Genomic DNA, 25,399 nt, shown 5'->3' on the forward strand with positions numbered 1-25,399 from the left:
CAAAAACCGCAACAATTACATTCTTTACCCGTCTATCAAAAACACTAATATGCGCGCCAGAAAATCACCCACCAAGGAAGGCCAACCGTGCGCAGCCATAAAGACCAATACAACTCCGTTGAATTCTTTCGACACGAACTCTCCAACGAAAAAACCATCTCGCTAGACTTCGACTACATCAGCGGAACCATTGAGTCGTGGTGGAGCAAAAATAAAGAAAGGGATATTCATACGCTCAAGATAGAGCTTACGAATATTTTCATGACCTATCTCCATCCTGACCACATCGCCTACTTCGGTAAAGTCGGCATCGCCAAGAGCGGCGTGGCGGCGGTCTGCATCACCAACATATTCACGACCGACTCTCCAGAACTGGCGCTGACCGTCCATGAGGCACTGGCCGATCTGTTCCATCTGACAGACATTAAGTACGAATATGAAGACCACAAGGCGCTGTACCTGAAACCGAGCGCCGAAAAGTACCGCGAATGGGGAAATGGGTACGGTGACATCACTCCGCACTCTGATGACCTTTATGAAAGCCTGAACGTCGACTATCTTGCGCTCACCGTTTGCCGTGACACCACCCATACACCGACCGCTTATTACTACCCTGCTGACTTACTTCAATGCCTTGATGACGAAGACATTGAAACGCTCCTGAGCACGCAAGCGGAATTCATTTCCGGAAAGAATGTCGACGGCTCGAAAAAGCGAATCCGAAACATCGTTGAATACAGCGAAACATATGGCTACCAGTTTTCACTGGATTTCCGCATCGATACCCATTGCGGTGAACGGATGCGAGCAATCAATGGTGGCCAACAAGTTCTGGACAAGATCAGGGCCAATATCTCAACCGCCAAGAGCAATGTCTCCACCGCACAGACTGGCACCTTCCTGATCGTTGCCAATCACAAGATCCTGCACGCGCGCCCCATACTGAACATCAGCGCGGATGAGGTTCGCTCACAGACGGCAAACTCGACATACAGCACGACGCCACGCCTACTGTTTCGCAGCAAAGGGCCCCGCAAGCAGTACTACTCGCTTGACGGGAAATACGCCGCGCTGGAAGCCGCTTGATGAAGGGTGGCCTACAGACCTCTCTTTCGCCTTTCGCCAAGGCACTTGGAGAAGGAGGCCGCGACTCGATCACCTTCGGGGTCGCGTTCATCTTTCTGTACCTGTCGATCGGCATGACAGGTTCGGCCCAGGCACTGACGTTGAATCAGACCCTTGCGACGACCTTGTTGATCTTTTCTACGCCACTGCAGTTCCTGCTCATTCAGAACCATGGCGAGGGATGGTTTCTGATACCGATCGTGTTGGCGCTCAATGCTCGCTTCGTCTTGCTTTCAACGACGCTGGCGCCCTACTTCAAGGAAACGCCGACGGGAAAGATCCTGGCTTCGCTCATTCTGTTCACGCCCTCGGTCTTCACTGCATGCATAACGCGCTTCAAGCAAAACGCGGAGTTTCCGTTCGCCTATCTCATCGGGGTGGGCACCCCCATCTTCGCTGTTTCGGCAGTCTGCACCTGGATCGGGTTTGTCGCGGGTGCTGGGCTCACTTCGCCGGTCATCGCCGCCGCCATAACAATGCTGCTGCCCCTTCAGTTCACGGCGCTGGCCGGCAAGCACTGGCCGAACCATGGGGAGGTGTCCAGCTATTGGCTCGGTTTCGTCAGCGCTCCACTGCTCGTGTTGCTGCTCAAGGACTACAACCTGTTAATCACACCCTTTCTGATCGGCGGTCTGATCGTGATGATTGAAAATGGCTCGACCCAAGGATTGGCTTCCCGATGACGATTTGGTTGCTGATCGGCTTTGGCGCACTGACGGCGTTTGCATTTCGCGCACTGCCGTTTGCCTTCAAAAATGCACCTGCATTAACCCGTACCCAGGGTTCTTTCTATCGATTCGTCAGTTACAGCGCTCAAGCCATGCTAGGAGTGATCGTCTACGACACGGCGTTTGGAAAGCTAGACGGCCCGAGCCTGTTGCAGCAGTTTCAGGTTCTCGATGCGCTGAAGATACTGCTGTTGGCGGGAACGTTCGTCGTCGTCGCGAAGACCAGGCAGATTCTGCCGAGCTTCCTGGGCAGCCTGGCGATTTACCTGCTCGCGTTTCATTTGAGCAGCTGAAGCGCCCGGCAACCCCTCCAAGTGTCCCTCGTGAGCCTGGCAGGCTCACGAACCCTCACCTGTCAGGTACAACGTCTGACATTCAGAGAGCATTTTCCCTCTCTCGCAATGCCCTTGATCCTACCCCCACGCAGGCCTACTCTAGTCCTCGCCCCATCGCATCACCCCTCCCCGCCGAATCCGCTTCGCCGCTACTCCATGACAAGGAGGTTTCCGAATGTTCGATTTCCACCCCCGGCTCAAGCAGCGCTTCGCTGCCCTGCGCACGGGTGCCGAATTCTTTTCCTTGCGCTATGTGCGCGAGTCCGGCCAGTACCTGTCGGTGCGCAAGAACGTCGCCGAGCCGCCGAGCCTGCGCCGCGACGAAGGTGCGATGCTCACCGTGCGGGTCAACGGCGTCGAAGCCTACGCCGCCACCAACGACCTGTCGCAGCAGGGCCTGCAGGCCGCCCTCGACCGCGCCGAACAGCAGGCCCGGCGGCTCAAGCCCCACGCCCTGCTCGACCTGCGCGAGCAGCCGGTGTCCGGCGACCGCGCCGACTACTTCTCGCCCCACCTCGACCAACCCCTCCCGTCCCTGAGCGAATGCTTCGAGCTGCTCGGCGCGGAGTCCGCCTCGGTGCCAAAGGATGAGCGCCTGGTGAACTGGGAAGTGAGCCTGGGCATCACCCATGTCGAGCAGATCTACCTGAGCAGCGCCGGCGCCGAACTGCGCCAGGCCCAGCGCTTCATCTACCCGGGCCTGGACGTCACCGCCTACGACGGCAACGACAGCCAGACCCGCAGCCTGGGCCGGGAGAACTTCGGCCAGCAGGGCGGCATGGACGTGGTGCGCCGCTGCGGCCTGATCGGCGCTGGCCCGCAAGTGGCCGACCAGGCGCTGCAGCTGCTGCTGGCGCCGAACGCCCCGCAAGGGCCGCGCGACCTTCTGCTGATGCCCGACCAGATGATGCTGCAGATCCACGAGTCCATCGGCCACCCGCTGGAGCTGGACCGGATCCTGGGCGACGAACGCAACTACGCCGGCACCAGTTTCGTCACCGCCGCCGACTTCGGCACCCTGCAGTACGGCTCGAAGCTGCTCAACGTGACCTTCGACCCGGACATTCCCGAAGAGCTGGCCAGCTACGGCCACGACGATGACGGCAGCGCCGCCAGCAAGCAGTTCCTGATCCGCGAAGGCCTGCTGGTGCGGCCGCTGGGCGGGGCGCTGTCGCAGTTCCGCGCCGGCCTCGACGGCGTCGCCAACAGCCGCGCCTGCGGTTGGAACCGCCCGCCCATCGACCGCATGGCCAACCTCAACATCGAGCCGGGCGACCAGTCGCTGGCGCAACTGATCAACGGCATCGAGCACGGCATCCTCATGAGCACCAACCGCTCATGGTCGATCGACGATGCCCGCAACAAATTCCAGTTCGGCTGCGAGTGGGGCCAACTGATCGAGAACGGCGAACTCAAGGGCGTGGTGAAGAACCCGAACTACCGGGGCATTTCCGCGCACTTCTGGAAGAGCCTGCGCGCCGTCGGCGACGCCGGCACCACCCGCGTGCTGGGCACGCCCAACTGCGGCAAGGGCGAGCCGAACCAGGTGATCCGCGTCGGCCACGCCTCGCCGGCCTGCGTATTCAGCAACGTTGATGTGTTTGGGGGAGACGCCTGATGAGTATTTCCAGGAACGGAAGCGCCGCCTTCAAGGCGCTGGTCGACTGGCTGCATGACGCCGTGCGCGAACCGGAACAATTCACCCTCAGCTACGCCGCCGAGTCCTCGGCGTTCGTGCGTTTCAACCACGCCAAGGTGCGTCAGGCCGGGCAGGTGCAGCAGGCCAACATCGGGCTGAAACTGATCGACGACGGCCGCCATGCGGACTTGCAGATCACCCTGTCCGGCGAGCCGGAAACCGACCTGCAACGCTTGGCCGAGGGCCTGCAGCAGCTTCGCGAGACCGTGCCGCTGCTGCCGCAGGATCCGTACCTGCTGCTCAACCACAACCGCTGGCAGAGCCAGAGCGTGCAGGAACATCCCCTGCCGGACACCGAAGACGTGGTGGCGCAGATCACCGAAGCCGCCGCCGGCCTGGATCTGGTGGGCTTCTATGCCGCCGGGCCGATCAGCCGCGGTTTCGCCAGCTCCTCGGGGGCGTACGGCTGGCACCAGGCCAACAGCTTCAATTTCGACTTCAGCCTGTTCCACGACAACGGCCAGGCCGTGAAGGCCAGCTACGCCGGCCACGACTGGAGCCGCGAAGGCTTCGCCCAGCGCTTCGCCCAGGCCCGCGAGCAACTGGAATTTCTCGGCCGGCCGCTGCGCACCCTGGCGCCGGGGCAGTACCGGGCGTACCTGGCGCCGGCGGCGCTGGAGGAAATCATGGGCATGCTCAGCTGGGGTGGATTCTCGGCCCAGTCGATCGCCAGCAAGAGCAGCCCGCTGCAGAAGCTGTATGCCGGCGATCAGGCCTTCAGCCCGCTGGTCTGCGTCGACGAGCAGGTCAGCGGTTCGCTGAGCCCGGCGTTTTCCGGTGAAGGCTATCCGCGCAGCGACCTGCGCCTGATCGTCGAAGGCAAGGCCGGCGACCGTCTGGTGGGCTCGCGCAGCGCCGCCGAATACGGCCTGGCCGCCAACGGCGCCGGCGGTGGCGAAGCGCCGAGCGCGCTGAACATGGCCGCAGGCCAACTGCCCCAGGACGAGATCCTCAAGCAATTGGGCACCGGGCTGTACATCAGCAACCTGTGGTACCTGAACTACTCGGACCAACCGGCGGCGCGCCTGACCGGCATGACCCGCTTCGCGACCTTCTGGGTCGAGGACGGCCGGATCCAGGCGCCGGTCAGCACCATGCGCTTCGACGACAGCGCCTACAGCCTGCTGGGTTCGCAGCTGGAAGCCCTGACCGCCGAACGGGAACTGCTGCTGTCGGCCAGCACGTACAGCCAGCGCAACACGTCTTCGGCGCTGTTGCCGGGGGCGCTGGTCAGCCGGTTGACGCTGACCCTGTAAACACAAGACCTGCGGGAACGGGCTTGGCCGCCAAAGCGGTGGGTCAATCGCCAGGGATGTCGGATGAAACGGCCTCTTCGCAGGCCGGCCCGCCCCCGCAGGTTGTCCGGTTACCCGACCATCGCAAGAGGTTCCATGCCCGACCGCACGCCGATTGACGCCATCACCGCCCGCTGGTTGCCGTGGGTCGTGGCCATCGCTTTCTTCATGCAGTCCCTCGACGGGACGATCCTCAACACCGCCCTGCCCGCCATGGCACAGGACCTGGCCGAAGACCCGCTGCGCATGCAGGGCGTGGTCATCGCCTACATGCTCACCGTGGCCCTCTTGATTCCGGCCTCGGGCTGGATCGCCGACCGCTTCGGCACCAAGAAGATCTTCTTCGGCGCCATCCTGCTGTTCAGCCTCGGCTCGTTGCTTTGTGCGCTGTCGGGCAGCCTGAGCATGCTGGTGGGCGCCCGAGTGATCCAGGGCCTGGGCGGCGCGCTGATGCTGCCGGTCGGACGGCTGGTGGTGCTGCGCGCCTACCCGCGCTCCGAACTGGTGCGGATCATGGGCTTCATCACCATCCCCGGCCTGCTCGGCCCGCTGATCGGCCCGACCATGGGCGGCTGGATGGTGGAGTACCTGACGTGGCACTGGATCTTCCTGATCAACCTGCCGGTGGGCGTCATCGGCTGCTACGCGGTGTGGAAGTTCATCCCCGACCTGCGCGGCAGCGAGCGCACGCGCTTCGACAGCATGGGCTTTGTGCTGTTCGGCGCGGCGATGATCCTGATCACCATCGCCATGGAAGGCCTGGGCGAACTGCACCTGCCGCACCTGCGGGTGATGCTGCTGCTGTTCGCCGGGCTGGCGTGCCTGGCGGCCTACTGGCTGCGCGCCGGGCACATCGACAATCCGCTGTTCGCGCCGTCGCTGTTCAAGACCCGCACTTTCGCCGTCGGCATCCTCGGCAACCTGTTCGCTCGTCTGGGCAGCGGCGCCCTGCCGTTCCTGGTGCCCTTGCTGCTGCAGGTGGCGCTGGGCTATTCGCCGTCCCAGGCCGGGATGAGCATGTTGCCGCTGGCCGCTGCGGCGATGGTCGCCAAGTGGGTGGCGCGGCCGCTGATCGAACGGCTGGGCTACCGCATCGTGCTCACCGGCAACACCTTGGCGCTGGGGATCATGCTGGCGAGCATGGGCCTGGTCAGCGAGCAGACGCCGTACTGGCTGCTGCTGTGCCTGCTGGCGATCCTGGGGGCGATCAACTCGCTGCAGTTCACCGCCATGAACACCGTGACCCTGATCGACCTCGACGACGCCAGCGCCAGCAGCGGCAACAGCCTGCTGTCGGTGGTGGCGCAGCTGTCGCTGAGCCTGGGCGTGGCCTGCGCCGGCGCGCTGCTGGGCGGGTTCACCGCGCAGATCGGCAACGACGGCGTCGACACCGTCCTGGGCGCGTTCCAGCTGACGTTCGTGACGGTGGGCGTGATGGCGATGCTGGCGGCCACGATCTTCTCCCAGCTGTCGAAGGACGACGGGCGGCGCGTGCGCAGCGCGGAGCAGCACATCGAACATTGACCGCTGTTCGTCCAGAACTTTCGAGGAAAGTGGCACGGTGCTGGTACACTGCGCGACATTTTGTTTTGCAGGCCCGTCCCGTGACCACCATCGCCACCGCTTTCAACACTTTGCCGCTGTCCGCCGCCATGCTGGCTAACCTCGACTCCCTCGGTTACGCCCAGATGACGCCGATCCAGGCGCAGAGCTTGCCGGTGATCCTCAAGGGGCTGGACCTGATCGCCCAGGCCAAGACCGGCAGCGGCAAGACCGCCGCGTTCGGCATCGGCCTGCTGAACCCGATCAACCCGCGCTACTTCGGCTGCCAGGCGCTGGTGATGTGCCCGACCCGCGAGCTGGCCGACCAGGTGGCCAAGGAAATCCGCCGCCTGGCCCGCGCCGAAGACAACATCAAAGTGCTGACCCTGTGCGGCGGCGTGCCCTTCGGCCCGCAGATCGCTTCGCTGGAGCACGGCGCGCACATCATCGTCGGCACGCCGGGGCGCATCCAGCAGCACCTGAGCAAGGGCACCCTGGTGCTCGACGGCCTCAACACCCTGGTGCTGGACGAAGCCGACCGCATGCTCGACATGGGCTTTTACGACGCCATCGAAGACATCCTCGGCCAGACCCCGGCGCGCCGCCAGACGCTGCTGTTCTCCGCCACGTATCCGGCGGGCATCAAGCAGCTGGCGTCGAACTTCATGCGCGATCCGCAGCAGGTGAAGGTCGAGGCCCTGCACGACGACAGCCAGATCGAACAGCGTTTCTACGAGATCGCCCCCGAAGATCGCCTGAGCGCGGTGACCAAGGTGCTCGGCCACTTCCGCCCGGCCTCCTGCGTGGCGTTCTGCTTCACCAAGCAGCAGGTGCAGGAGACCGTCGACCACCTGACCGCCAAGGGCATCTCGGCCGTCGGCCTGCACGGCGACCTGGAGCAGCGCGACCGCGACCAGGTGCTGGCGATGTTCGCCAACCGCAGCACCTCGGTGCTGGTGGCCACCGACGTCGCCGCCCGCGGCCTGGACATCGATGCGCTGGACATGGTGATCAACGTCGAACTGGCCCGCGACTCCGAAGTCCACATCCACCGCGTCGGCCGCACCGGCCGGGCCGGCGAGAAAGGCATCGCGGTCAGCCTGGTGGCGCCGTCGGAAGCGCACCGCGCACGGGCCATCGAAGAGCGCCAGAAGGCCCCGCTGAACTGGGATCAGGTGGACAACCTCAAGTCCCAGGGCGGCGGCCCGCTGCTGCCGGCCATGAGCACCCTGTGCATCGCCGCCGGGCGCAAGGACAAGGTGCGTCCGGGCGACATCCTCGGCGCCCTCACCGGCGACGCGGGCATCCCCGGCGCCCAGGTGGGCAAGATCGCGATCTTCGACTTCCAGGCCTACGTGGCGGTGGAGCGCGGCATCGCCAAACAGGCCCTGGCGCGGCTCAACAGCGGCAAGATCAAGGGCCGTTCGCTGCGGGTGCGAATTTTGTAAGAGCAACACACCTGCAGGAGCGAGCCTGCTCGCTCCTGCAGGGGGTTCCGGTGATTTTGAAATTTGTGTGAGGACACCGTTTTGCGCTCTACCGAAGTCGTGATCATTGGCGCCGGCGCCGCCGGTTTGATGTGTGCCCTGACCGCCGCCGGGCGTGGGCGCCAGGTGCTGCTGCTCGACCACGCGAACAAGGCCGGCAAGAAAATCCTGATGTCGGGCGGCGGGCGCTGCAACTTCACCAACATGTACACCGAGCCCGGCAATTTCCTGTCGCAGAACCCGCATTTCTGCAAATCCGCCCTGGCCCGCTACACCCAGTGGGACTTCATCGGCCTGGTCGCCAAGCACGGCGTGCCGTACCACGAGAAGAAGCTCGGCCAGCTGTTCTGCGACAACAAGTCCAGCGACATCCTCGGCATGCTCCTCGACGAGTGCGACCAGGTGGGCGTCGAACTGCGCCTGGACACCTCGATCCAGACCATCGAGAAGACCGAAGGCGGCTACCTGCTCGACACCACCCTCGGCCAGGTCCAGTGCCAGTCGCTGGTGATCGCCACCGGCGGCCTGTCGATCCCGACCCTGGGCGCCACCGGCTTCGGCTATCAGGTGGCCAGGCAGTTCGGCCACGAACTGCTGCCGACCCGCGCCGGGCTGGTGCCGTTCACCATCACCGACCAGCTCAAGGACCTGTGCGGCGAACTGTCGGGCACCTCGGTCGATTGCCTGGTCAGCTGCAACGGCCAGAGCTTTCGCGAGAACATCCTGTTCACCCACCGCGGCCTCAGCGGCCCGGCGATCCTGCAGATCTCGTCGTTCTGGGAATCCGGCGACACGGTGGAGATCAACCTGCTGCCGGACCACGACGCCGCCGGCTGGCTGCAACAGCAGCAGGCCGAACGCCCGAACAGCGAACTGAAGACCCTGCTCGGGGAAATCTTCACCAAGAAGATGGCCACCCTGCTGGCGGACAACTGGTTCGCCTCCAAGCCGATGAAGCAGTACACCCACGCGGAGCTGGCGGACATCGCCGACAAGCTCGGCAGCTGGAAAGTCGTGCCGGCGGGCACCGAGGGCTACCGCACCGCCGAAGTCACCCTGGGCGGCGTCGATACTCGGGAAGTGTCGTCCAAGACCATGGAATCGCTGAAAAGCCCGGGCCTGTACTTCGTCGGCGAAGTGCTCGACGTCACCGGGCACCTGGGCGGCTTCAACTTCCAGTGGGCCTGGGCCTCGGGCTACGCGGCGGCGCAGTACGTCTGATCCGCAACAAATCAAAAACTGTGGGAGCGAGCCTGCTCGCGATGGCGCCCGTTCAGTCACTCCGATGCTGAATGGAAGACCGTCATCGCGAGCAGGCTCGCTCCCACTTTCGTTTTGCGTGAAGCGATGAGGAACACTTTTTGCTGTCCGATGTGATCGGCGCCATTGCGTCGGCGTCATTACTGGCTCAATTTAGCGGCATCGCCTCGGAAGGCCTTCGCATTTCATGTCCTCGACCTCGTTTCGTCAGTCTTTGCGGCGCCTGTGGGCGCTGGACAAGTTCAGCTACAGCGTGCGGGTGTTCATCGCCCTGACCGGCAGCATGGCGCTGTGCTGGTTCCAGGATGAAATGGGGCTGCTGATCCCGCTGTTCCTGGGGATCATCGCCAGCGCCCTGGCCGAGACCGACGACAGCTGGCAAGGCCGCCTCAACGCGCTGGCGGTGACGCTGGTGTGCTTCAGCGTCGCCGCGCTGTCGGTGGAGCTATTGTTCCCCTACCCCGTCGTGTTCGTCATCGCCCTGGCGCTGGCCAGTTTCGGCCTGACCATGCTCGGCGCCTTGGGCGAGCGCTACGGGGCGATCGCCTCGGCGACGTTGATCCTGTCGGTGTACACGATGATCGGCGTCGACCAGCGCGGCGGCGCGGTCAGCGATTTCTGGCACGAACCGATGCTGCTGGTGGCCGGCGCCGCGTGGTACGGGCTGCTGTCGGTGCTGTGGCAGGCGTTGTTCTCCAACCAGCCGGTGCAGCAGAGCCTGGCGCGGCTGTTCCGCGAGCTGGGCTACTACCTCAAGCTCAAGGCCTCGCTGTTCGAGCCGATCCGCCAACTGGACGTCGAGGCCCGGCGCCTGGAGCTGGCGCAGCAGAACGGCCGGGTGGTGGCGGCGCTCAACACCGCCAAGGAAATCATCCTGCACCGGGTCGGCAACGGTCGCCCAGGCTCCAAGGTCAGCCGCTACCTGAAGCTGTACTTCCTGGCCCAGGACATCCACGAGCGCGCCAGTTCCTCGCACTACCCGTACAACGCCCTGGCCGACGCGTTCTTCCACAGCGACGTGCTGTTCCGCTGCCAGCGCCTGCTGCGCCAGCAAGGCAAGGCCTGCCGGGCGCTGGCCGAATCGATCCAGATGCGCCAGCCGTTCATCTACGACGCCAGCTTCGCCGAAGCGTTGGGCGACCTGCACGCCTCCCTCGAACACCTGCGCATCCAGAGCAACCCGGCCTGGCGCGGCCTGCTGCGTTCGCTGCGGGCGCTGGCGGCCAACCTCGGCACCCTCGACCGCCTGCTCAGCGACGCCAGCAACCCCGACGCCCTGGCCGACGCCACCGACAGCAGCCTGCTCGACCGTTCGCCGCGCAACCTCAAGGACGTGTGGACGCGCCTGCGCACGCAACTGACGCCGACCTCGCTGCTGTTCCGCCACGCCCTGCGCCTGCCGCTGGCCTTGAGCATCGGCTACGGCATGGTGCACCTGATCCACCCTTCGCAGGGCTACTGGATCATCCTCACCACGCTGTTCGTCTGCCAGCCGAACTACGGCGCCACCCGGCGCAAGCTCGGCCAGCGGATCCTCGGCACCGCCATCGGCCTGACCGTGGCCTGGGCGCTGTTCGACCTGTTCCCCAGCCCGCTGGTGCAGTCGTGCTTCGCCATCGCCGCCGGCGTGGTGTTCTTCACCAACCGCACCACGCGCTACACCGTGGCGACCGCGGCGATCACCATCATGGTGCTGTTCTGCTTCAACCAGGTGGGCGACGGCTACGGCCTGTTCGTCCCGCGCCTGCTCGACACCCTGCTGGGCAGCCTGATCGCGGGCCTGGCGGTGTTCCTGTTCCTGCCGGACTGGCAGGGCCGGCGCCTGAACAAGGTGCTGGCCAACACCCTGACCTGCAACAGCATCTACCTGCGCCAGATCATGCAGCAGTACGCCGCCGGCAAGAGCGACGACCTCGCCTACCGGCTGGCCCGGCGCAACGCGCACAACGCCGACGCGGCGCTGTCCACCACCCTGGCGAACATGCTCATGGAGCCTGGGCATTTCCGTAAGGAGGCCGACGTCGGGTTCCGCTTCCTGGTGCTGTCGCACACCCTGCTCAGTTACCTCTCGGGCCTGGGCGCGCACCGGGAAACCCGCTTGCCGGAGGACGTGCGCGAGCACTTGATCGACGGCGCCGGCGTCAGCCTGGCCGCCAGCATCGACGACATCGCCCAGGGCCTGGCGAGCAAGCAGCCGATCGCGATCCAGAGCGACGAGGAAGAAGCGCTGGCCAACGCGCTGGAGCAGATGCCGGACGAGATCGATGAGGGGCAGCGGCTGGTGCAGACGCAACTGGCGTTGATCTGCCGTCAGTTGGGCCCGTTGCGGACCCTGGCGGCGCATTTGATCAAGGACACCGGCGAGGCCTGAGTCCTGCGGCGCCTTTCATGGCGTCATCGCCAGCAGGGTGGCTCCCACCTTTGAAGACTGGAATACAGTCCACTGTGGGAGCCAGCCTGCTGGCGATGAGGCCATCCACCGCACAGCGGATTCCGGATCAGGGCTCACATGCCATGCTGCCTGAGCAACTTGTCGTAGCTGCCGTCAGCCTTCATCGCCGCGATCTCCCGGTCGAACCCGGCCACGATCTGCTCGTGCTGCGGGTTCTTCAGGCTCACCAGGATGTGCAGGCTGTTCTCGCTCAGGGGCTTGGGCAGGAATTCCACGGCGTTGCGCACCTTCGGCGCTTCGCGGGCCAGGTAGTAGCGCGCGACGTACTCGTCCTCCAGCGTCAGCTTGACCCGGTCCGCCGCCAGCATGCGCACGGCCATGGCGAAGTTGTGCACCGGCACCTTCTGCAACGCGGTGTCGGCGTCGAACGGCGCCGAATAGGCGTAACCGCGCACCACCGCGATCGGGTAGGTGTGCAGTTCCTCCAGACTGCTGTATTCCAGTGGCATGTCCTTGCGCTTGAGGAACCGCACGCGGTTGAGCAGGTACTCGCCGGAGAACTGCCCAAGCTTGGTCCGCTCGTCGTTGTACCAGGCGTTGACCAGCACGTCGTAGCGGCCCTCGCCGACGCCGAGCAAGGCCCGCGCCCACGGCACCTGTTCATAGCTGCTGGCATACCCGGCCCGGGACAGGGCCGTGCTGACGATGTCCGTGGCCAGCCCGCCGTTGGCCAGCGTCTCGTCGGTGAACGGCGGCCAGACATCGAACACCAGGCGCAGCTTGTCCGCGGCAGCGCTTTGGCCCAGCAACAGCAATCCGATCAAAGCAAAGGCTCGATGCAATCGCGGCATGCTTGAAAATCCTTAGCGGGCGGGCTGCCCGGCGTGTTTTCAGTCAAAACCCCAAGGCCTGTGGACGCGCATCCCAGGCCCTAACATTAGCTCATTGCAGCCAGTGCACAGCGCTTACCAGCAGATTACACAAAGAACTCGGAACCGCGAGGACGGAATGATGGCATTTTGGTCTTTGTCACAGATTTATGCGCCATGCAGACAGATTCCGGCCCGGCGCTTAGTATCGGGCGACGCCAATCAAGGAACCGGACAATGACAATCGAGTGGGTCTGCAAACATCACAGCGATCTGGGCAAGGAGCAGCTGTACGCCATCCTGAAGCTACGCTCGCAAGTGTTCGTGGTCGAACAGCGCTGCGCCTACCTGGACCCCGACGGCCAGGACCTGGAAGGCGACACCTGCCACCTGATGGGCTGGGAAGGCGACGAACTGGTGGCCTACCTGCGCCTGCTGGATCCGCAGTCCCAGGGCGGCGACGTGGTGATCGGCCGCGTGCTCACCGCGCCGTCAGGGCGCGGCAAAGGCCTGGGCCACACCCTGATGGAACAGGCGCTGAAGCAGGCCGAAAAGCATTGGCCGCAGGTGCCGGTCTACCTGTCGGCCCAGGCGCACCTGCAAGGGTATTACGGGCGTTACGGGTTCGCCGTGGCAGGCGAGGAATACCTCGAAGACGACATTCCGCACATCGGCATGCGCCGGGCCTGAGGGCCTCATCGTCGGATCGCCGCAGGATCAAGACCGTTGCTCCCACACTGTTGCGCCTGGCACAGAACCTGTGGGAGCCAGCCTGCTGGCGATGGGGCCGGCCCGCTCACCGCAGCACTCAGGGATACTCCAGCACCGCCTTGATCTGCCGCAGGTTGCGCTCGATCCACCCCCGGTCGATCGCCCCCCACTCGCGGATCCGGTAGCGCCCGGCATGGTTGCGCGCACCCTCTTCCTGCTCGAACTCGCAGACGATGTCCAGGTCCGCCAGCGCCGCGATGGTGTCCTGCGCCGTGCGCCGGGGCATGCCGGTGGCGTCGGTCAGCGCCGGCACGCTGCTGGCCAGGCCGCTGTCGATCAGGTACGCCACGTACAGACGGCGGTAGAAACTGCTCTTGGTCTTGCTCACGTCCATCCACACACTCCTTGTCGCGTCAGTTGATCGCTACTGCAGATCCCGCCAGGTCAGGTACACCCGCAGGTCGAACTCGATCTGGTGATAGCCCGGCAACATGTGCTCGCACAGCTTGTAGAACGCCTTGTTGTGGTCCGACTCTTTGAAATGCGCCAGTTCGTGCACCACGATCATCTTCAGGAATTGCGGCGCGGCCTCCTTGAACAGCGAGGCGATGCGGATTTCCTTCTTGGCCTTGAGCTTGCCGCCCTGCACCCGCGACACCGTGGTGTGCAGGCCAAGGGCGCGGTGGGTCAGGTCGAGGCGGTTGTCGAACAGCACCTTGTCGATGGCCGGGGCGTTGCGCAGGTATTCCTGCTTCAGCTCCAGCGCGTAGCCGTACAGGGCCTTGTCGCTCTGCACGTCGTGACGGTCGGGGTAGCGTTGGTCAAGGTAGTCGCCGAGGCGACCGTCGGCGATCAGCTGGCGCACCTGATCCTGCAGTTGCACGGGATAGGCCTGGAGGTATTTCAACGCAGTCATGGGGCTGGCGGTACGGGCTCATGGAAAGGCCGCCAGTGTAGCGAATTCAACCGACCAACGCGCCCCAGTCGAACGGCTGGGCAAACCGCACGGTCTCGTCGGCGACCATCGGCCGCGCCACCAGGAAGCCTTGCACGTATTCGCAGCCATGGGCCTGCAGCCATCGGTACTGCGCCAGGGTCTCGACACCCTCGGCGATCACCAGCAGGCCGTACTCCTTGCTCAGTTCGAGCACGCTGCGCACCAGCGAGGCGTCCCGCGCCGAGTCCGGCAATCGGGCGATCAGGTGTCGGTCGAGCTTCAGCGTATCCAGCTCAAGGTCGCGCAGGTGCGCCAAGGAGCACGCGCCGGAGCCGAAGTCGTCCAGCGCCACCCGCACCCCGAGGTTGCGCAACAGGCGCAGTTGCTTGCGCGTGTCGTCCGGGTTGACCGTCAGCGCCTCTTCGGTGACTTCCACCTCCAACTGCCGTGGCTTCAACCCATGACGTTCCAGCACCTGCCGCAGCTCGGTGACCAGGTTCGGCAGGCCGAACTGGGTGTTGCTCAGGCTCACGCCCAGCACCAGGTCCTCATCGAACTGCGCCTGCCAGGCCTTCCGCTGCCCGGCGCTGTGGTGGTAGATCCAGCTGCCGAGGCGGCTGATCAGCTGCGCTTCCTCCAGCAACGGCAGGAACAGGCCCGGCGGCACGTCGCCGGCGCTCGGATGGTGCCAGCGCAGCAACGCCTCGAAGCCGCGGATCCGCCCGTCGGCGATCGCCACCTGCGGCTGGTACACCAGATTGAAGTCGAGGTTCTCGATGGCGGTGCGCACGCTCTCTTCCAGCATCAGCCGCGAGCGCGCCCGGCCGTTCATCTCCGGGTCGTAGAAGCGGTACTGCTGACGCCCGGCGCGCTTGGCCTCGTACATGGCGATGTCCGAGGCGCGCAGCAACCCATCGACGCTGTTGCCGCAATCCGGGTAAGTGGCGATGCCGATGCTGGCACCCAACGTGACGTCCATGCCCTCGATCTGCTGACAGATCGACACCCGTTCGATGAGCTTCTCCGCGATCTTCGCCGCCTGCTCGGGAAACTCCAGGTCCAGCAGCGCCGTGAACTCGTCCCCGCCCATCCGCGCCAGGATGTCGAACGGGCGCAGGCACGCCTTCAACTGCTCGGACACCCAGCGCAGCACCCGGTCGCCGGCATCGTGGCCGAGGGAATCGTTGACCCGCTTGAAGCCGTCGAGGTCCAGGTACATCAGCACCCAGGCGCTGTCGCTGCGCTCGCCGCGCAGCAGCAGGTTCTCCACGGTCTGGTAGAAGCCGCGCCGGTTGAGCAGCCCGGTCAAGGGGTCGGTGACGGCCTGGAACTCCAGCTGCTGATGCAGGTGGCGCACCACCGACATGTCCAGCACCGTCACCACCATCGCATGCTGTTCGGTGGGCAGCGGCGCGCAGGACAACGCCACCGGCACCTGCTGGCCCGGCGCGGTGCGCAGCAAGGCGTCGTGCAGGCGCAGGGTTTCGCCGCGCTTGTAGCTCACGTAAAAATCGGAATCGGCCCACAAGGGAATGTGAGGCTTTTGCAGGAAATCGAGAAACTCCTGACCTTGCAGTTCCTGCACCGGAGCATTGAGCAGCCGGGAGATCGCCGGGTTGGCGAACCGGATCAAGCCGTCCTCGGCCAACACCAGGATCCCCTCCGCCGCGTTGTCCAGCACCGAGGCGTTGAACGCCCGGGCGATCTCCAGGTCCTGGCTCAGGCGCTGCAAGGCCCGCCGGTTGCGCTGGTGCTCCAGCAACGCCTGCACCTTGGGCTTGAGGATCTGCGGGTCGAAGGGCTTGAACAGGTAATCCACCGCACCGCTGGCGTAGCCCTTGATCACGGCGTCCTGGGACTGCTCGTTGGCGGTCAGGAAAATGATCGGCGTCAGGCGCGTGCGCTGGCTGCCGCGCATCAGCCGCGCGACCTCGAAACCGTCCATGCCCGGCATCTGCACATCCAGCAGCACCAGGTCGATGTCGTGCTCAAGCAACAGGTTCAGCGCCTCGAAGCCTGAGGCGGCCGTCATCACCTGCCAGTCCTGGCGTTGCAGCAACGCCCGCATGCTGATCAGGTTTTCAGGGTAATCATCAACGATCAAAAGGACTGAGCTGCCTTCACCTGGCTGTGGTTGCGCGCATTCCATGCTGCTTCTCTTGTCGGGACGTCAGACGGGATTCCGGTGAAAAACCGTACACCTACTGAGCCATCACTCTAGTCCGGGATCGGCAAAAGCTGTAGCTATCACAGGGCCATCACCCAAGCAAACGCTTGAGTAGCCGACTAACGGTCGTCGCTGAAGCCCCCGGAAACCGGGAAGGATGGCACTTCGACAGGATGTTGGCGCCAATCATCCGCCGAGCGGGCGTTAACAAAAAACACCCTTGCGCTTATAAAGGCCGCCCCCGAAAGGCGCGGGCTAGAGCTTCTGGCACGCGCGTGCAGCGAAAATCAGCGGAAGCACCGACATGATCGACCTCGCAACCTGGAACCTCAGCGTTCCCGTCGGCAACCCGCCGTACACCGTCGACACCGCCAAACTGGTGAACGGCTTCAAGGACCAGTATTTCCACTCCGACACCGGCACGCTGTTCTTCTGGTCGCCGGTCACCGGCTCCAAAACCGAAAACGCCATCTACCCGCGCACCGAACTGCGCGAGACCTACAGCAACGGCACCCTGCGCAACTGGTACTACCCCGACGCCGACAACCTGCTGCGCGCCACCCTCGCGGTGAACAAGGTGCCCAGCTCCGGCAAGATCGTCATCGGCCAGATCCACGCCTACGAAAGCCAGAAGCCGATGCTCAAGCTCGAATACCAATACAAAAGCAAAACCGAAACCGGCAACTTGGTGATCAAGTTGCGCACCCACCCCGATCAGGACGAAAGCCGCGTCATCACCCTCGCCACCGGGATCAAACTGGATCGCGAATTCAACTACCTCATCCACCTCAGCCCCGGCGGCGCCCTCGGCGTGAGTGCGGCGGGTTACCAGTGGGACAGCCAGATCAGCGCGACCTGGCGCAACAAGCCGCTGTACTTCAAGGCCGGGGTGTATGTGCAGGACAACACCGGCTACACGAGCGAGGGTGGGCAGGTGACGTTTTCCAAGCTCGACATTGATCACAACAAATAGCCGACCCTGCGCCCACTGTGGCGAGGGAGCTCGCTCCCGCCGGCCTGCGCAGCAGGCGCTGCTTTTAAGCGAGGGCCGCTGCGCGCCCCAGCGGGACGGTGCGGCGATCCGACAAACTCCCTCGCCACAATCGGCTCAGCTGTTGCGGCTTAAGAATCTTCCCAACCCGCCATTCGGTAGGGGTTCAATTGTCCAGATAAAAGTCCTTAGGAAAACTTTTCGCTGCCGCAGCTTTATATCACTACGCTCTGAAAGCTCGCACCTTTATCACATTCCGGCGCCTACATCGCACTTGGCCAGAAACCATATAGCAGGTACTTTTAATATATCCAATCAAAATAATAAAAATACCCAAATACCATAAAAACTGTCAGACATTACAGGCGAAAATTAATAACAGCTGGGATTATGATCTTATCGTACTACTTAAAAACCAACACATTGTATTGAGAGACATACTCACCAGGAGAAACAACATGGCTTATACATGGAAAAAGGATTCCATTTGGCATCCCTTTGGTTGTAAGTGCAGGTTCGACCCGATGCTTTCCGGTAACATGGGATGTAGCGGCGCAGGAACCTGGCATAGTGGGCCGTTGGATCCGACAGACTATACAGAACGGCTTGAAATTGAAGAGCTCTTGAAAACAGACCCAATATCAGCGGTTGATAAATATAATCTAGTACTATATGGATACTCACAAGAATTTGTGGATTCGATACTAGACAACATGGATGGCATGTAGTATTAAGGGGGCGGATTTATTTAATCCCGTCAACTCAGAACAACGTCAAAACCTGTTACGTTTGACAGGTGACGAACCTCACCGCGCACCCTATCCTCACGCAAGATACGAAAACACAGCGGGCCATCAACATGAGCCCGCCCCACCCTACATGGACATAGGAATCAATATGCCCAGAGCCGCACGCGTCGTATTACCCCACTATTCCCGCATCATGTCGTACAACGCGGTCACAACAAACAAACTGTATTTGCTGAGCCGAAAGACTTCGAACTATATCTCGCCGATTTGCGCGAACTGAAATCCCTTTTGGATGTGAAGGTCTATGCCTTTTGCTTGATGACCAATCATGTCCATCTACTGCTGGCACCTGGAGCGTCAGCAGCCAGCCTCGGGCAATTGATGAAAGGTCTCGCGGTTCGCATGACACGTTATCGCAATAAGCTCGAAGGCCGCTCGGGCACACTATGGGAAAGCCGCTACAAATCCAGCGTCGTTCAAACCGATACGTATTTGCTGGCCTGTTGCCGATACATAGAGCTGAACCCTGTTCGCGCCCATATGGTTGAGCATGCGAAAGATTACCCGTGGTCTAGCCTGCAATTACGACTGAATGAAACGGACGAGACCAATTGGCTGGATGACTACCCCGGTTTCAATGACCTCGGGCCGACGCCAGCCATCCGTAATGATCGTTACATCGAGTTCATGGCGCAGTTTACTCCACCAGAGGAACTTCAGTTGATACGAGACTCGCTTCAGCGTGGCCAGCTGACGGGTAATGCGCAGTTTACTGATGAGATCGAAATAATTACGGGGTTGCGAATATTACATCGGACCAGAGGCAGGACTGCGAAGTGCATTTAGAAAACAACAAAAGGGAACCGAATAATAGTAAATAAATCCGTCCCCTTTTCGCACTTGGCCCAGCCCCTGAAATGCTCAACAACTTCGCCGCCAGCCTCGCTCCCCTTTAACAAGACAGCATTGCGCAAGTGGTGATGCACAGAGAGCTGGCGGACAATAAGGGGCTGGATCATGTTGAGTGGAAAGATTTATATCGGCGTGAAGCCAATAAAAAAACAGCGAATACTCCTAAGCAAACTCCAAAAATATCCATTTTTAGTGATGCTACCCACAAAAACCGTACTAGAATAGAGCCCATCTTCCGACGGGCTCTATTCATTCACAATCAAACAATCAATACAAGCCACCTATTAGTAAACACTAACTGTCAGTGGGGTGCTCCAACCTCCCTGCCCCCCTGCGACTGTTGTAAGTTGCACATTCCAAGTGCCCGCACCACTGGCCCCGGAAACAGAGAAATTACCGTTACAATCCGCAAAGCTTTGTCCAATCAAATTTCCCACACCCTGTTGGCACATATAGATTGGATCATTCGGAGCAGCAACGCCTTTGATAGTAATAATACCCGGCTGAGTGCAACCTTGAGATGAAATACTTAAAATAGCCATGACTTTCCTCCTTGTCTGGGTGTCATTGTGACAACCCATAAAAGAAGGCTACCGCTCAAAAAAACGAGACACACCTGTAATTAATGACAGTAGCCAATAACATTTCGCGATAAAACCACACGACAACTTAACAAGCGAACCAAGATACTGTGATTTAAATTCGATCACTGCCAACCACAAAGCCCAAGCAAACACCAAACCCTAGACAGCACAAAGAATTTATCAGCCAATAAAAATCCCGCTCAATTGCGGGCCTTTTACTGATGCGAATTAGAAAGCTCAGCTCCCCTTAACGTTCAACTCACCCTTCAGATACGCTGATACATCCCTACCAGCGAAACCGGCTTGATCTTCGAAGCGTTGCCGGCGGTGCCGAAGGCTTCGTAGCGGGCGATGCACACGTCGCGCATAGCCTTCACGATTTCGCCGAAGAACTTACGCGGGTCGAACTCACTCGGGTTGGTGGCCATCAGGCGACGAATGGCGCCGGTGGATGCCAGGCGCAGGTCGGTGTCAATGTTGACCTTGCGCACGCCGTGCTTGATGCCTTCGACAATTTCTTCAACCGGTACGCCGTAGCGCCGCCGTACTGGTTGATGATCGCCAGCCACTCTTGTGGCACCGAGGACGAGCCGTGCTTCACCAGGTGGATCTTCGGGATGCGTTTGTGGATTTCATGATGCGATCATTGCCAAACGTCTGCGGTGATCACTTTCAGAATGTTGCGAGTATTAAGGGGACGGATTTATTTAATCTGTAAATAAATCCGTCCCCTTTTCGCGTCCCCTTTTCGCTACGCACCCACCCCGATCAGGACGAATGCCGGGTCATCACCCTCGCCACCGGGATCAAGCTGGATCGCGAGTTCAACTACCTCATCCACCTGAGTCCCGGCGGCGCCCTCGGGGTGAGTGCGGCGGGCTACCAGTGGGACAGCCAGATCAACGCGACCTGGCGCAATAAGCCGCTGTACTTCAAGGCCGGGGTGTATGTGCAGGACAACACCGGCTACACGAGCGAGGGTGGGCAGGTGACGTTTTCCAAGCTCGACATTGATCACAACAAGTAACCGACCCTCACCACAGGGATTTCCGGCCTTGGGCAGCGCGCTTAAACGCACCCGTTTACAGACACCCGGCGTTACGTCCCCAGGCCTACAACGGCTTGCGCCGCTGCCTACCGGTACGCCAGAATCCGCCGGCTTGTGCGCCTGGGGGGCCCTCGGTAACTTGGTTCGCGTCACTGATTTCCAGTGATCGGGTTTAGTAGCCCGGCACTTCCACCACCGTACAAGCGTCATCCCGTCAGGCCTTCGCCTGCACTTGATGGTGGCTGTGCGCATGGCGCCTTCGGGTGCGCCGGGATTTGGTGGTTTTGCCCGGTCTACTAACTTGCGTACAGCCGCCACCCTCCGTTTAGTAGCGAGATGGTTGCGGCCCAATCCGAGAAACCATCAATGATCAAATCGACACCGCACCCACCTGAAACCGATCCCGCCTCCCCCTACGAATCCATCGATTCCCGCAAGCTCCACGAAGCCGCCGAACGCGCCCTCGACCACTACCTCAATCCCGTCACGCCCACCTACCCCGCCCACGACCCCATGTACTTCGCCAACCCGGCCTACACCACCGAATCCCTGCTGGCCGACGCCAGCGAAAACCTCGGCTCGGCCAGCGCCATGCTCGACCACTTCACCACCCTGCTCGACACCCCGCACCGCAAACTGGCCCAGGGCATTGCGCAACTGGTCATGCTGGGAGAATTGGCCGTGAATCAGGCGTTGGATAACGTTGAGCCGAAGCTGTAGCGCTCGAACCGGATGACACGCACCTGACTTACGCCATCGAAAACCCGCCAATCGGTGGGTTTTCTGTAGCGATGCACAAATGAAAGAGTGAATGCCAACCTGCCAGCCGTTTCAGTATTAAGGGGACAGATTTATTTAATCAGTAAATAAATCCGTCCCCTTTCTCCCCTTTCTCCCAACTTCGCCGCCACTCTCGACACGCCTTATCGCAAGACCGCGTTGGGCATCGCCCAAGTGGTGATGCTCGGAGAGTTGGCGGTGAATCAGGCGCTGGATCATGTTGAGTTAAAGGTGTGATTGGGGTTGGAACCCAGTGAGAAATGTTACCTGTAACGGACTTTTGCCCAATCGGTACTGGAAATGTCCGTTATGGGTGTCATTCGCTCGATCGTCACAGGCGTAAGCTCGATCAAACTCAGTGTTCCGTTTAAAGAACACTCCCTCACGAATGTTACGTTAACGACACATGGATCATATTCTGCTCGTCAGCCGACTTGGTGCTCAGATACGCGGAAAACGTATCGCTCTCGGCCTGACCCAGGCGCAACTTGCCGAACTCGCGCGATTGACGCGATACAAAGTGATTGCTATCGAGAAAGGCACCCTATCTGTCGGCATGATCGCCTACGCTCGCGCATTGTGCGCTCTCGATTGCGAACTCACCGTCGTTCCGGCGGGCATGCCGACGCTTGAAGAGCTAGAGGGATTGTTCGAGTAAAAATCTCTGGCTGGTTTCTCAGCGCCCACAAAAAACCCGCCTCTCGGCGGGTTTCTTTTGAATCAGCTCAACGCCAGTCTCAATTGACCTTAGCGTTCAACTCACCTTTCAGATAACGCTGATACATCCCTTCCAGCGAAACCGGTTTGATCTTCGAAGCATTACCGGCAGTGCCGAAAGCCTCGTAACGCGCGATGCACACATCACGCATGGCCTTCACGGTCTCACCGAAGAACTTGCGCGGGTCGAACTCGCTCGGGTTGGTGGCCATCAGGCGACGCATCGCACCGGTGGACGCCAGGCGCAGGTCGGTGTCGATGTTGACCTTGCGCACGCCGTGCTTGATGCCTTCGACGATCTCTTCGACCGGTACGCCGTAGGTTTCTTTGATGTCGCCGCCGTACTGGTTGATGATCGCCAGCCACTCTTGCGGAACAGACGAGGAACCGTGCATCACCAGGTGGGTGTTCGGGATGCGCTTGTGGATTTCCTTGATGCGGTCGATGGCCAGCACGTCACCGGTAGGCGGCTTGGTGAACTTGTAGGCGCCGTGGCTGGTGCCGATGGCGATGGCCAGGGCGTCAACTTGGGTCTTCTTGACGAAGTCGGCGGCTTCTTCCGGGTCGGTCAGCATCTGGCTGTGATCCAGAACGCCTTCGGCGCCGATGCCGTCTTCTTCGCCGGCCATGCCGGTTTCCAGCGAACCCAGGCAGCCCAGCTCGCCTTCAACCGAAACGCCGCAGGCGTGAGCCATGGCGACGGTCTGTTGGGTGACGCGCACGTTGTATTCGTAGTCGGTCGGAGTCTTGCCGTCTTCGCCCAGGGAGCCGTCCATCATCACCGAGCTGAAGCCCAGCTGGATGGAGCGCTGGCAGACGTCAGGGCTGGTGCCGTGGTCCTGGTGCATGCACACCGGGATGTGCGGGAATTCTTCGATGGCCGCCAGGATCAGGTGACGCAGGAACGGGGCACCTGCGTATTTGCGGGCACCGGCCGAAGCCTGGACGATCACCGGGGAGTCAGTCTTGTCAGCGGCTTCCATGATGGCGCGCATTTGTTCAAGGTTGTTGACGTTGAAGGCCGGAACGCCGTAGCCGAATTCGGCTGCGTGGTCCAGCATCTGGCGCATGCTGATGAGTGCCATTGTGTGTGTCTCTCCCGGTTGAGGGTCGTTAATCGTGCCAGCCTGCCGGAGCGGCGGCGGCTATTCAAGTGATTGCGGATCGGGGGTCGAGGCCCGGTCCGGTGATTCGGTGTTGCCAAAATCCTGTGAACGGCAAAGGCCCCTGCATCGGACCTCTGCACATCCGTTCAATCGTGTCACTGCGCCTTGCAGCCCCGGCCGATCAGATCATTGGTGGCGACCCAGTAGACCAGGCCTTCCTCACCCTTGATGTGAAACGCCAGCATGTTGTCGCTGTACAGCGCACCCGACGCGCCCGGCTCTTCCTTCAGGCGGTAGACCTGATCGCCGCCGCCCAGGCGCACGTCGACTTCCTTGCGCCCGGCATCGGTGTAGCGCCACAGCACCTTGGCCTGGCTGTCGCAGGTCCAGGTTGTCCAGTCGTCCGCCGGTGCGGATGGCTGAAACAGCCCCAACTGCGCGCAACCGCCCAACAATCCCAACGCCGCAACGGCGATCAAGCCTTTCATCCGTGTTCCTCGACCGACGGCGCACGCCGCCGGCCCTGAGTTAAAGGTCAGACCCGTCAAGGACAGCCCTGTTCCTTGGCCGGGGTTTGCGTCTCGTACTTGTCCAGGCCTTCCGGCCCCGAGCGCTTGTTCAGCACCGGGTTGGTTTCGGCTTGCCAGTCGGCCTGGTAGCAGCCCTTGTGCGCCTCGCCGGCGTCCGGCTGCGCGTCGGCCTGCGGGTGGCTCCCGCAGGCGGCCAGCGCGGCGGTCAGCAGCAACAGCGCTAACGACTTGACCATGTGAACACTCCTTTGCCTGGCCAATCGGGCGGCCTCAGGCCTTGGCCCGGCTTTCCAGGACTTCGACGGCCGGCAGCACCTTGCCTTCGACGAATTCGAGGAACGCGCCGCCACCGGTGGAAATGTAGGAGATATCACTGGCCACGCCATACTTGTCGATGGCCGCCAGGGTGTCGCCGCCGCCGGCGATGGAGAACGCGGCGCTTTCGGCGATGGCCTGGGCCAGCACTTTGGTGCCGTTGCCGAACTGGTCGAACTCGAACACGCCGACCGGGCCGTTCCACAGGATGGTCTTCGACGATTTCAGCAGTTCGGCGAAGTTGGCTGCGGTCTGCGGGCCGATGTCCAGGATCATGTCGTCGGCGGCCACGTCACCGATCAGCTTGACGGTGGCGGCGGCGGTTTCGGCGAATTCCTTGGCCACCACCACGTCCACCGGCAGCGGCACGCTGACCTTGGCGGCGATGGCGCGGGCGGTGTCCAGCAGGTCCGGCTCGTACAGGGACTTGCCGACCGGGTGACCGGCCGCCGCCAGGAAGGTGTTGGCGATGCCGCCGCCGACGATCAGTTGGTCGCAGATCTGGCTCAGGCTGTTCAGCACGTCCAGTTTGGTCGAGACCTTGGAGCCGGCAACGATGGCGGCCATCGGCTTGGCCGGCGCGCCCAGGGCCTTGCCCAGCGCGTCCAGTTCGGCGGCCAGCAGCGGGCCTGCGGCGGCGACCTTGGCGAACTTGGCCACGCCGTGGGTCGAACCCTCGGCGCGGTGGGCGGTGCCGAAGGCGTCCATCACGAACACGTCGCACAGGGCGGCGTATTGCTGGGCCAGTTCGTCGGCGTTCTTTTTCTCGCCCTTGTTGAAGCGCACGTTCTCGAACAGCACGATGTCGCCGGCCTTGACGTCAACGCCGCCCAGGTAGTCGGCCACCAGCGGCACTTCGCGGCCCAGAGCCTTGCTCAGGTAGTCGGCGACAGGCTTGAGGCTGTTCTCGGCGGAGAACTCGCCTTCGGTCGGACGGCCCAGGTGCGAGCAGACCATCACCGCCGCGCCTTTCTCCAGGGCCAGCTTGATGGTCGGCAGCGAAGCCAGGATGCGCGCATCGCTGGTGACTGCACCGTCCTTGACTGGGACGTTGAGGTCTTCGCGGATCAATACGCGCTTACCTTGCAGATCGAGGTCGGACATCTTCAACACGGTCATG

The 25,399-nt window shown here is 62.0% G+C and carries 24 protein-coding genes and 5 pseudogenes; 18 read left to right on the forward strand and 11 right to left on the reverse strand.

From position 1 onward, the window contains the following. Positions 1 to 162: 162 nt before the first annotated feature. Positions 163 to 414: a hypothetical protein gene (locus CAG31_RS28965; protein WP_371856097.1), complete on the reverse strand. Its 252-nt coding sequence runs from the start codon at positions 412 to 414 to the stop codon at positions 163 to 165. 223 nt (positions 415 to 637) lie between these two features. Here CAG31_RS28965 and CAG31_RS28970 point away from each other — a divergent pair. The 10 genes and pseudogenes from CAG31_RS28970 (at position 638) to yccS (ending at position 11,842) form a co-directional block, all read left to right on the forward strand. Beyond that, positions 638 to 664, forward strand: a pseudogene (locus CAG31_RS28970) (hypothetical protein). Between the two features lie 137 nt (positions 665 to 801). After that, complete coding sequence (locus CAG31_RS28975) at positions 802 to 1,086, forward strand: hypothetical protein (protein WP_371856098.1); 285 nt, start codon at positions 802 to 804, stop codon at positions 1,084 to 1,086. Continuing rightward, on the forward strand, positions 1,086 to 1,808 hold the full coding sequence (locus CAG31_RS10620) for an AzlC family ABC transporter permease (protein ID WP_085580700.1): 723 nt from the start codon (positions 1,086 to 1,088) through the stop codon (positions 1,806 to 1,808). Before CAG31_RS28975 ends, CAG31_RS10620 begins: the two co-directional genes overlap by 1 nt. Continuing rightward, positions 1,805 to 2,146, forward strand: a complete 342-nt coding sequence (locus CAG31_RS10625) for an AzlD domain-containing protein (RefSeq protein WP_085580702.1) — start codon at positions 1,805 to 1,807, stop codon at positions 2,144 to 2,146. Before CAG31_RS10620 ends, CAG31_RS10625 begins: the two co-directional genes overlap by 4 nt. Before the next feature lie 217 nt (positions 2,147 to 2,363). Beyond that, a complete protein-coding gene (locus CAG31_RS10630) occupies positions 2,364 to 3,806 on the forward strand; it encodes a TldD/PmbA family protein (protein ID WP_085580704.1) in 1,443 nt (480 codons plus the stop codon). Next, positions 3,806 to 5,143 (forward strand): TldD/PmbA family protein, encoded by a 1,338-nt coding sequence (locus CAG31_RS10635; RefSeq protein WP_085580706.1) that lies wholly within the window; start codon positions 3,806 to 3,808, stop codon positions 5,141 to 5,143. Before CAG31_RS10630 ends, CAG31_RS10635 begins: the two co-directional genes overlap by 1 nt. A 135-nt stretch (positions 5,144 to 5,278) precedes the next feature. Continuing rightward, positions 5,279 to 6,706: a multidrug transporter subunit MdtD gene (mdtD, locus tag CAG31_RS10640; protein WP_085580708.1), complete on the forward strand. Its 1,428-nt coding sequence runs from the start codon at positions 5,279 to 5,281 to the stop codon at positions 6,704 to 6,706. Between the two features lie 80 nt (positions 6,707 to 6,786). Continuing rightward, a complete protein-coding gene (gene dbpA, locus CAG31_RS10645) occupies positions 6,787 to 8,172 on the forward strand; it encodes an ATP-dependent RNA helicase DbpA (protein ID WP_085581204.1) in 1,386 nt (461 codons plus the stop codon). An 81-nt stretch (positions 8,173 to 8,253) separates the two neighbouring features. Beyond that, positions 8,254 to 9,432 (forward strand): NAD(P)/FAD-dependent oxidoreductase, encoded by a 1,179-nt coding sequence (locus CAG31_RS10650; protein ID WP_085580710.1) that lies wholly within the window; start codon positions 8,254 to 8,256, stop codon positions 9,430 to 9,432. A 226-nt stretch (positions 9,433 to 9,658) separates the two neighbouring features. Next, positions 9,659 to 11,842 carry a YccS family putative transporter gene (yccS, locus tag CAG31_RS10655; protein WP_085580712.1) on the forward strand — a complete coding sequence of 728 codons (2,184 nt, stop codon included), beginning with the start codon at positions 9,659 to 9,661 and terminating at the stop codon, positions 11,840 to 11,842. A 134-nt stretch (positions 11,843 to 11,976) separates the two neighbouring features. On the opposite strand, the gene CAG31_RS10660 is transcribed toward yccS, so the two are convergent. After that, a complete protein-coding gene (locus CAG31_RS10660) occupies positions 11,977 to 12,714 on the reverse strand; it encodes an ABC transporter substrate-binding protein (protein ID WP_085580714.1) in 738 nt (245 codons plus the stop codon). 255 nt (positions 12,715 to 12,969) lie between these two features. On the opposite strand from CAG31_RS10660, the gene CAG31_RS10665 reads away from it, so the two are divergent. Continuing rightward, positions 12,970 to 13,422 carry a GNAT family N-acetyltransferase gene (locus tag CAG31_RS10665; RefSeq protein WP_085580716.1) on the forward strand — a complete coding sequence of 151 codons (453 nt, stop codon included), beginning with the start codon at positions 12,970 to 12,972 and terminating at the stop codon, positions 13,420 to 13,422. 118 nt (positions 13,423 to 13,540) lie between these two features. Here CAG31_RS10665 and CAG31_RS10670 read toward each other — a convergent pair whose 3' ends face one another. The 3 genes from CAG31_RS10670 to CAG31_RS10680 are packed head-to-tail and all read right to left on the reverse strand — an operon-like array spanning position 13,541 to position 16,529. Continuing rightward, entirely contained in the window at positions 13,541 to 13,837 is a 297-nt protein-coding gene (locus CAG31_RS10670; protein ID WP_085580718.1) for a helix-turn-helix domain-containing protein, read from the reverse strand. A gap of 30 nt (positions 13,838 to 13,867) precedes the next feature. After that, the gene (locus CAG31_RS10675; RefSeq protein WP_085580721.1) at positions 13,868 to 14,359 is read right to left on the reverse strand and encodes a M48 family metallopeptidase; all 492 of its coding nucleotides are present in this window, start codon (positions 14,357 to 14,359) and stop codon (positions 13,868 to 13,870) included. 46 nt (positions 14,360 to 14,405) lie between these two features. Further along, positions 14,406 to 16,529 carry a bifunctional diguanylate cyclase/phosphodiesterase gene (locus CAG31_RS10680; RefSeq protein ID WP_085580724.1) on the reverse strand — a complete coding sequence of 708 codons (2,124 nt, stop codon included), beginning with the start codon at positions 16,527 to 16,529 and terminating at the stop codon, positions 14,406 to 14,408. 322 nt (positions 16,530 to 16,851) lie between these two features. Here CAG31_RS10680 and CAG31_RS10685 point away from each other — a divergent pair, with 322 nt between their 5' ends. The 3 genes and pseudogenes from CAG31_RS10685 to CAG31_RS10690 all read left to right on the forward strand — a co-directional run bounded on the left by CAG31_RS10685 (position 16,852) and on the right by CAG31_RS10690 (position 19,133). Further along, positions 16,852 to 17,520 (forward strand): polysaccharide lyase family 7 protein, encoded by a 669-nt coding sequence (locus CAG31_RS10685; protein ID WP_085580727.1) that lies wholly within the window; start codon positions 16,852 to 16,854, stop codon positions 17,518 to 17,520. Positions 17,521 to 17,996: 476 nt separating this feature from the next. Further along, entirely contained in the window at positions 17,997 to 18,266 is a 270-nt protein-coding gene (locus CAG31_RS28120; protein WP_139831337.1) for a hypothetical protein, read from the forward strand. 169 nt (positions 18,267 to 18,435) lie between these two features. Then, positions 18,436 to 19,133 (forward strand): annotated as a pseudogene (locus CAG31_RS10690) (transposase). Positions 19,134 to 19,483: 350 nt separating this feature from the next. On the opposite strand, the gene CAG31_RS28125 reads toward CAG31_RS10690, so the two are convergent. Then, positions 19,484 to 19,741, reverse strand: a complete 258-nt coding sequence (locus CAG31_RS28125) for a hypothetical protein (RefSeq protein WP_139831339.1) — start codon at positions 19,739 to 19,741, stop codon at positions 19,484 to 19,486. Positions 19,742 to 20,020: 279 nt separating this feature from the next. Continuing rightward, a pseudogene (locus tag CAG31_RS10695) lies at positions 20,021 to 20,417 on the reverse strand (class II fructose-bisphosphate aldolase); the annotation flags it as partial. 117 nt (positions 20,418 to 20,534) lie between these two features. On the opposite strand from CAG31_RS10695, the pseudogene CAG31_RS10700 reads away from it, so the two are divergent. The 4 genes and pseudogenes from CAG31_RS10700 to CAG31_RS10710 all read left to right on the forward strand — a co-directional run. Next, positions 20,535 to 20,810, forward strand: a pseudogene (locus CAG31_RS10700) (polysaccharide lyase family 7 protein); the annotation flags it as partial. Between the two features lie 387 nt (positions 20,811 to 21,197). Continuing rightward, positions 21,198 to 21,551, forward strand: a complete 354-nt coding sequence (locus CAG31_RS10705; protein WP_085580729.1) for a DUF6124 family protein — start codon at positions 21,198 to 21,200, stop codon at positions 21,549 to 21,551. 177 nt (positions 21,552 to 21,728) lie between these two features. Further along, positions 21,729 to 21,848 (forward strand): annotated as a pseudogene (locus tag CAG31_RS28980) (DUF6124 family protein); the annotation flags it as partial. Between the two features lie 169 nt (positions 21,849 to 22,017). Further along, positions 22,018 to 22,269 carry a transcriptional regulator gene (locus CAG31_RS10710; protein WP_085580731.1) on the forward strand — a complete coding sequence of 84 codons (252 nt, stop codon included), beginning with the start codon at positions 22,018 to 22,020 and terminating at the stop codon, positions 22,267 to 22,269. 79 nt (positions 22,270 to 22,348) lie between these two features. Here the strand turns inward: CAG31_RS10710 and fba are convergent, their stop codons facing one another. From fba to CAG31_RS10730, 4 genes are all read right to left on the reverse strand, one after another. Beyond that, positions 22,349 to 23,413 carry a class II fructose-bisphosphate aldolase gene (fba, locus tag CAG31_RS10715; RefSeq protein ID WP_085580733.1) on the reverse strand — a complete coding sequence of 355 codons (1,065 nt, stop codon included), beginning with the start codon at positions 23,411 to 23,413 and terminating at the stop codon, positions 22,349 to 22,351. Positions 23,414 to 23,589: 176 nt separating this feature from the next. Beyond that, positions 23,590 to 23,922 (reverse strand): MliC family protein, encoded by a 333-nt coding sequence (locus CAG31_RS10720; protein ID WP_085580735.1) that lies wholly within the window; start codon positions 23,920 to 23,922, stop codon positions 23,590 to 23,592. Positions 23,923 to 23,978: 56 nt separating this feature from the next. Beyond that, positions 23,979 to 24,200, reverse strand: coding sequence for a hypothetical protein (locus CAG31_RS10725; protein ID WP_085580737.1), 222 nt, complete (start codon positions 24,198 to 24,200; stop codon positions 23,979 to 23,981). A gap of 34 nt (positions 24,201 to 24,234) precedes the next feature. Continuing rightward, entirely contained in the window at positions 24,235 to 25,398 is a 1,164-nt protein-coding gene (locus CAG31_RS10730; RefSeq protein ID WP_085580739.1) for a phosphoglycerate kinase, read from the reverse strand. Position 25,399 lies beyond the last annotated feature (1 nt).

Source organism: Pseudomonas sp. R25(2017) (assembly GCF_002112565.1).
Taxonomy (GTDB): Bacteria; Pseudomonadota; Gammaproteobacteria; order Pseudomonadales; family Pseudomonadaceae; genus Aquipseudomonas; species Aquipseudomonas ekonensis.

Excerpts from the sequence above, each read along its gene's own strand:
- CAG31_RS28965 (WP_371856097.1), bottom strand. The coding sequence starts at position 414 with ATGGAACAGATCGGCCAGTGCCTCATGGACGGTCAGCGCCAGTTCTGG.
- CAG31_RS28975 (WP_371856098.1), top strand. The coding sequence starts at position 802 with ATGCGAGCAATCAATGGTGGCCAACAAGTTCTGGACAAGATCAGGGCC.
- CAG31_RS10620 (WP_085580700.1), top strand. The coding sequence starts at position 1,086 with ATGAAGGGTGGCCTACAGACCTCTCTTTCGCCTTTCGCCAAGGCACTT.
- CAG31_RS10625 (WP_085580702.1), top strand. The coding sequence starts at position 1,805 with ATGACGATTTGGTTGCTGATCGGCTTTGGCGCACTGACGGCGTTTGCA.
- CAG31_RS10630 (WP_085580704.1), top strand. The coding sequence starts at position 2,364 with ATGTTCGATTTCCACCCCCGGCTCAAGCAGCGCTTCGCTGCCCTGCGC.
- CAG31_RS10635 (WP_085580706.1), top strand. The coding sequence starts at position 3,806 with ATGAGTATTTCCAGGAACGGAAGCGCCGCCTTCAAGGCGCTGGTCGAC.
- mdtD (WP_085580708.1), top strand. The coding sequence starts at position 5,279 with ATGCCCGACCGCACGCCGATTGACGCCATCACCGCCCGCTGGTTGCCG.
- yccS (WP_085580712.1), top strand. The coding sequence starts at position 9,659 with ATGTCCTCGACCTCGTTTCGTCAGTCTTTGCGGCGCCTGTGGGCGCTG.
- CAG31_RS10660 (WP_085580714.1), bottom strand. The coding sequence starts at position 12,714 with ATGCCGCGATTGCATCGAGCCTTTGCTTTGATCGGATTGCTGTTGCTG.
- CAG31_RS10665 (WP_085580716.1), top strand. The coding sequence starts at position 12,970 with ATGACAATCGAGTGGGTCTGCAAACATCACAGCGATCTGGGCAAGGAG.
- CAG31_RS10670 (WP_085580718.1), bottom strand. The coding sequence starts at position 13,837 with ATGGACGTGAGCAAGACCAAGAGCAGTTTCTACCGCCGTCTGTACGTG.
- CAG31_RS10675 (WP_085580721.1), bottom strand. The coding sequence starts at position 14,359 with ATGACTGCGTTGAAATACCTCCAGGCCTATCCCGTGCAACTGCAGGAT.
- CAG31_RS10680 (WP_085580724.1), bottom strand. The coding sequence starts at position 16,529 with ATGGAATGCGCGCAACCACAGCCAGGTGAAGGCAGCTCAGTCCTTTTG.
- CAG31_RS10685 (WP_085580727.1), top strand. The coding sequence starts at position 16,852 with ATGATCGACCTCGCAACCTGGAACCTCAGCGTTCCCGTCGGCAACCCG.
- CAG31_RS28120 (WP_139831337.1), top strand. The coding sequence starts at position 17,997 with ATGGCTTATACATGGAAAAAGGATTCCATTTGGCATCCCTTTGGTTGT.
- CAG31_RS28125 (WP_139831339.1), bottom strand. The coding sequence starts at position 19,741 with ATGGCTATTTTAAGTATTTCATCTCAAGGTTGCACTCAGCCGGGTATT.
- CAG31_RS10705 (WP_085580729.1), top strand. The coding sequence starts at position 21,198 with ATGATCAAATCGACACCGCACCCACCTGAAACCGATCCCGCCTCCCCC.
- CAG31_RS10710 (WP_085580731.1), top strand. The coding sequence starts at position 22,018 with ATGGATCATATTCTGCTCGTCAGCCGACTTGGTGCTCAGATACGCGGA.
- fba (WP_085580733.1), bottom strand. The coding sequence starts at position 23,413 with ATGGCACTCATCAGCATGCGCCAGATGCTGGACCACGCAGCCGAATTC.
- CAG31_RS10720 (WP_085580735.1), bottom strand. The coding sequence starts at position 23,922 with ATGAAAGGCTTGATCGCCGTTGCGGCGTTGGGATTGTTGGGCGGTTGC.
- CAG31_RS10725 (WP_085580737.1), bottom strand. The coding sequence starts at position 24,200 with ATGGTCAAGTCGTTAGCGCTGTTGCTGCTGACCGCCGCGCTGGCCGCC.
- CAG31_RS10730 (WP_085580739.1), bottom strand. The coding sequence starts at position 25,398 with ATGACCGTGTTGAAGATGTCCGACCTCGATCTGCAAGGTAAGCGCGTA.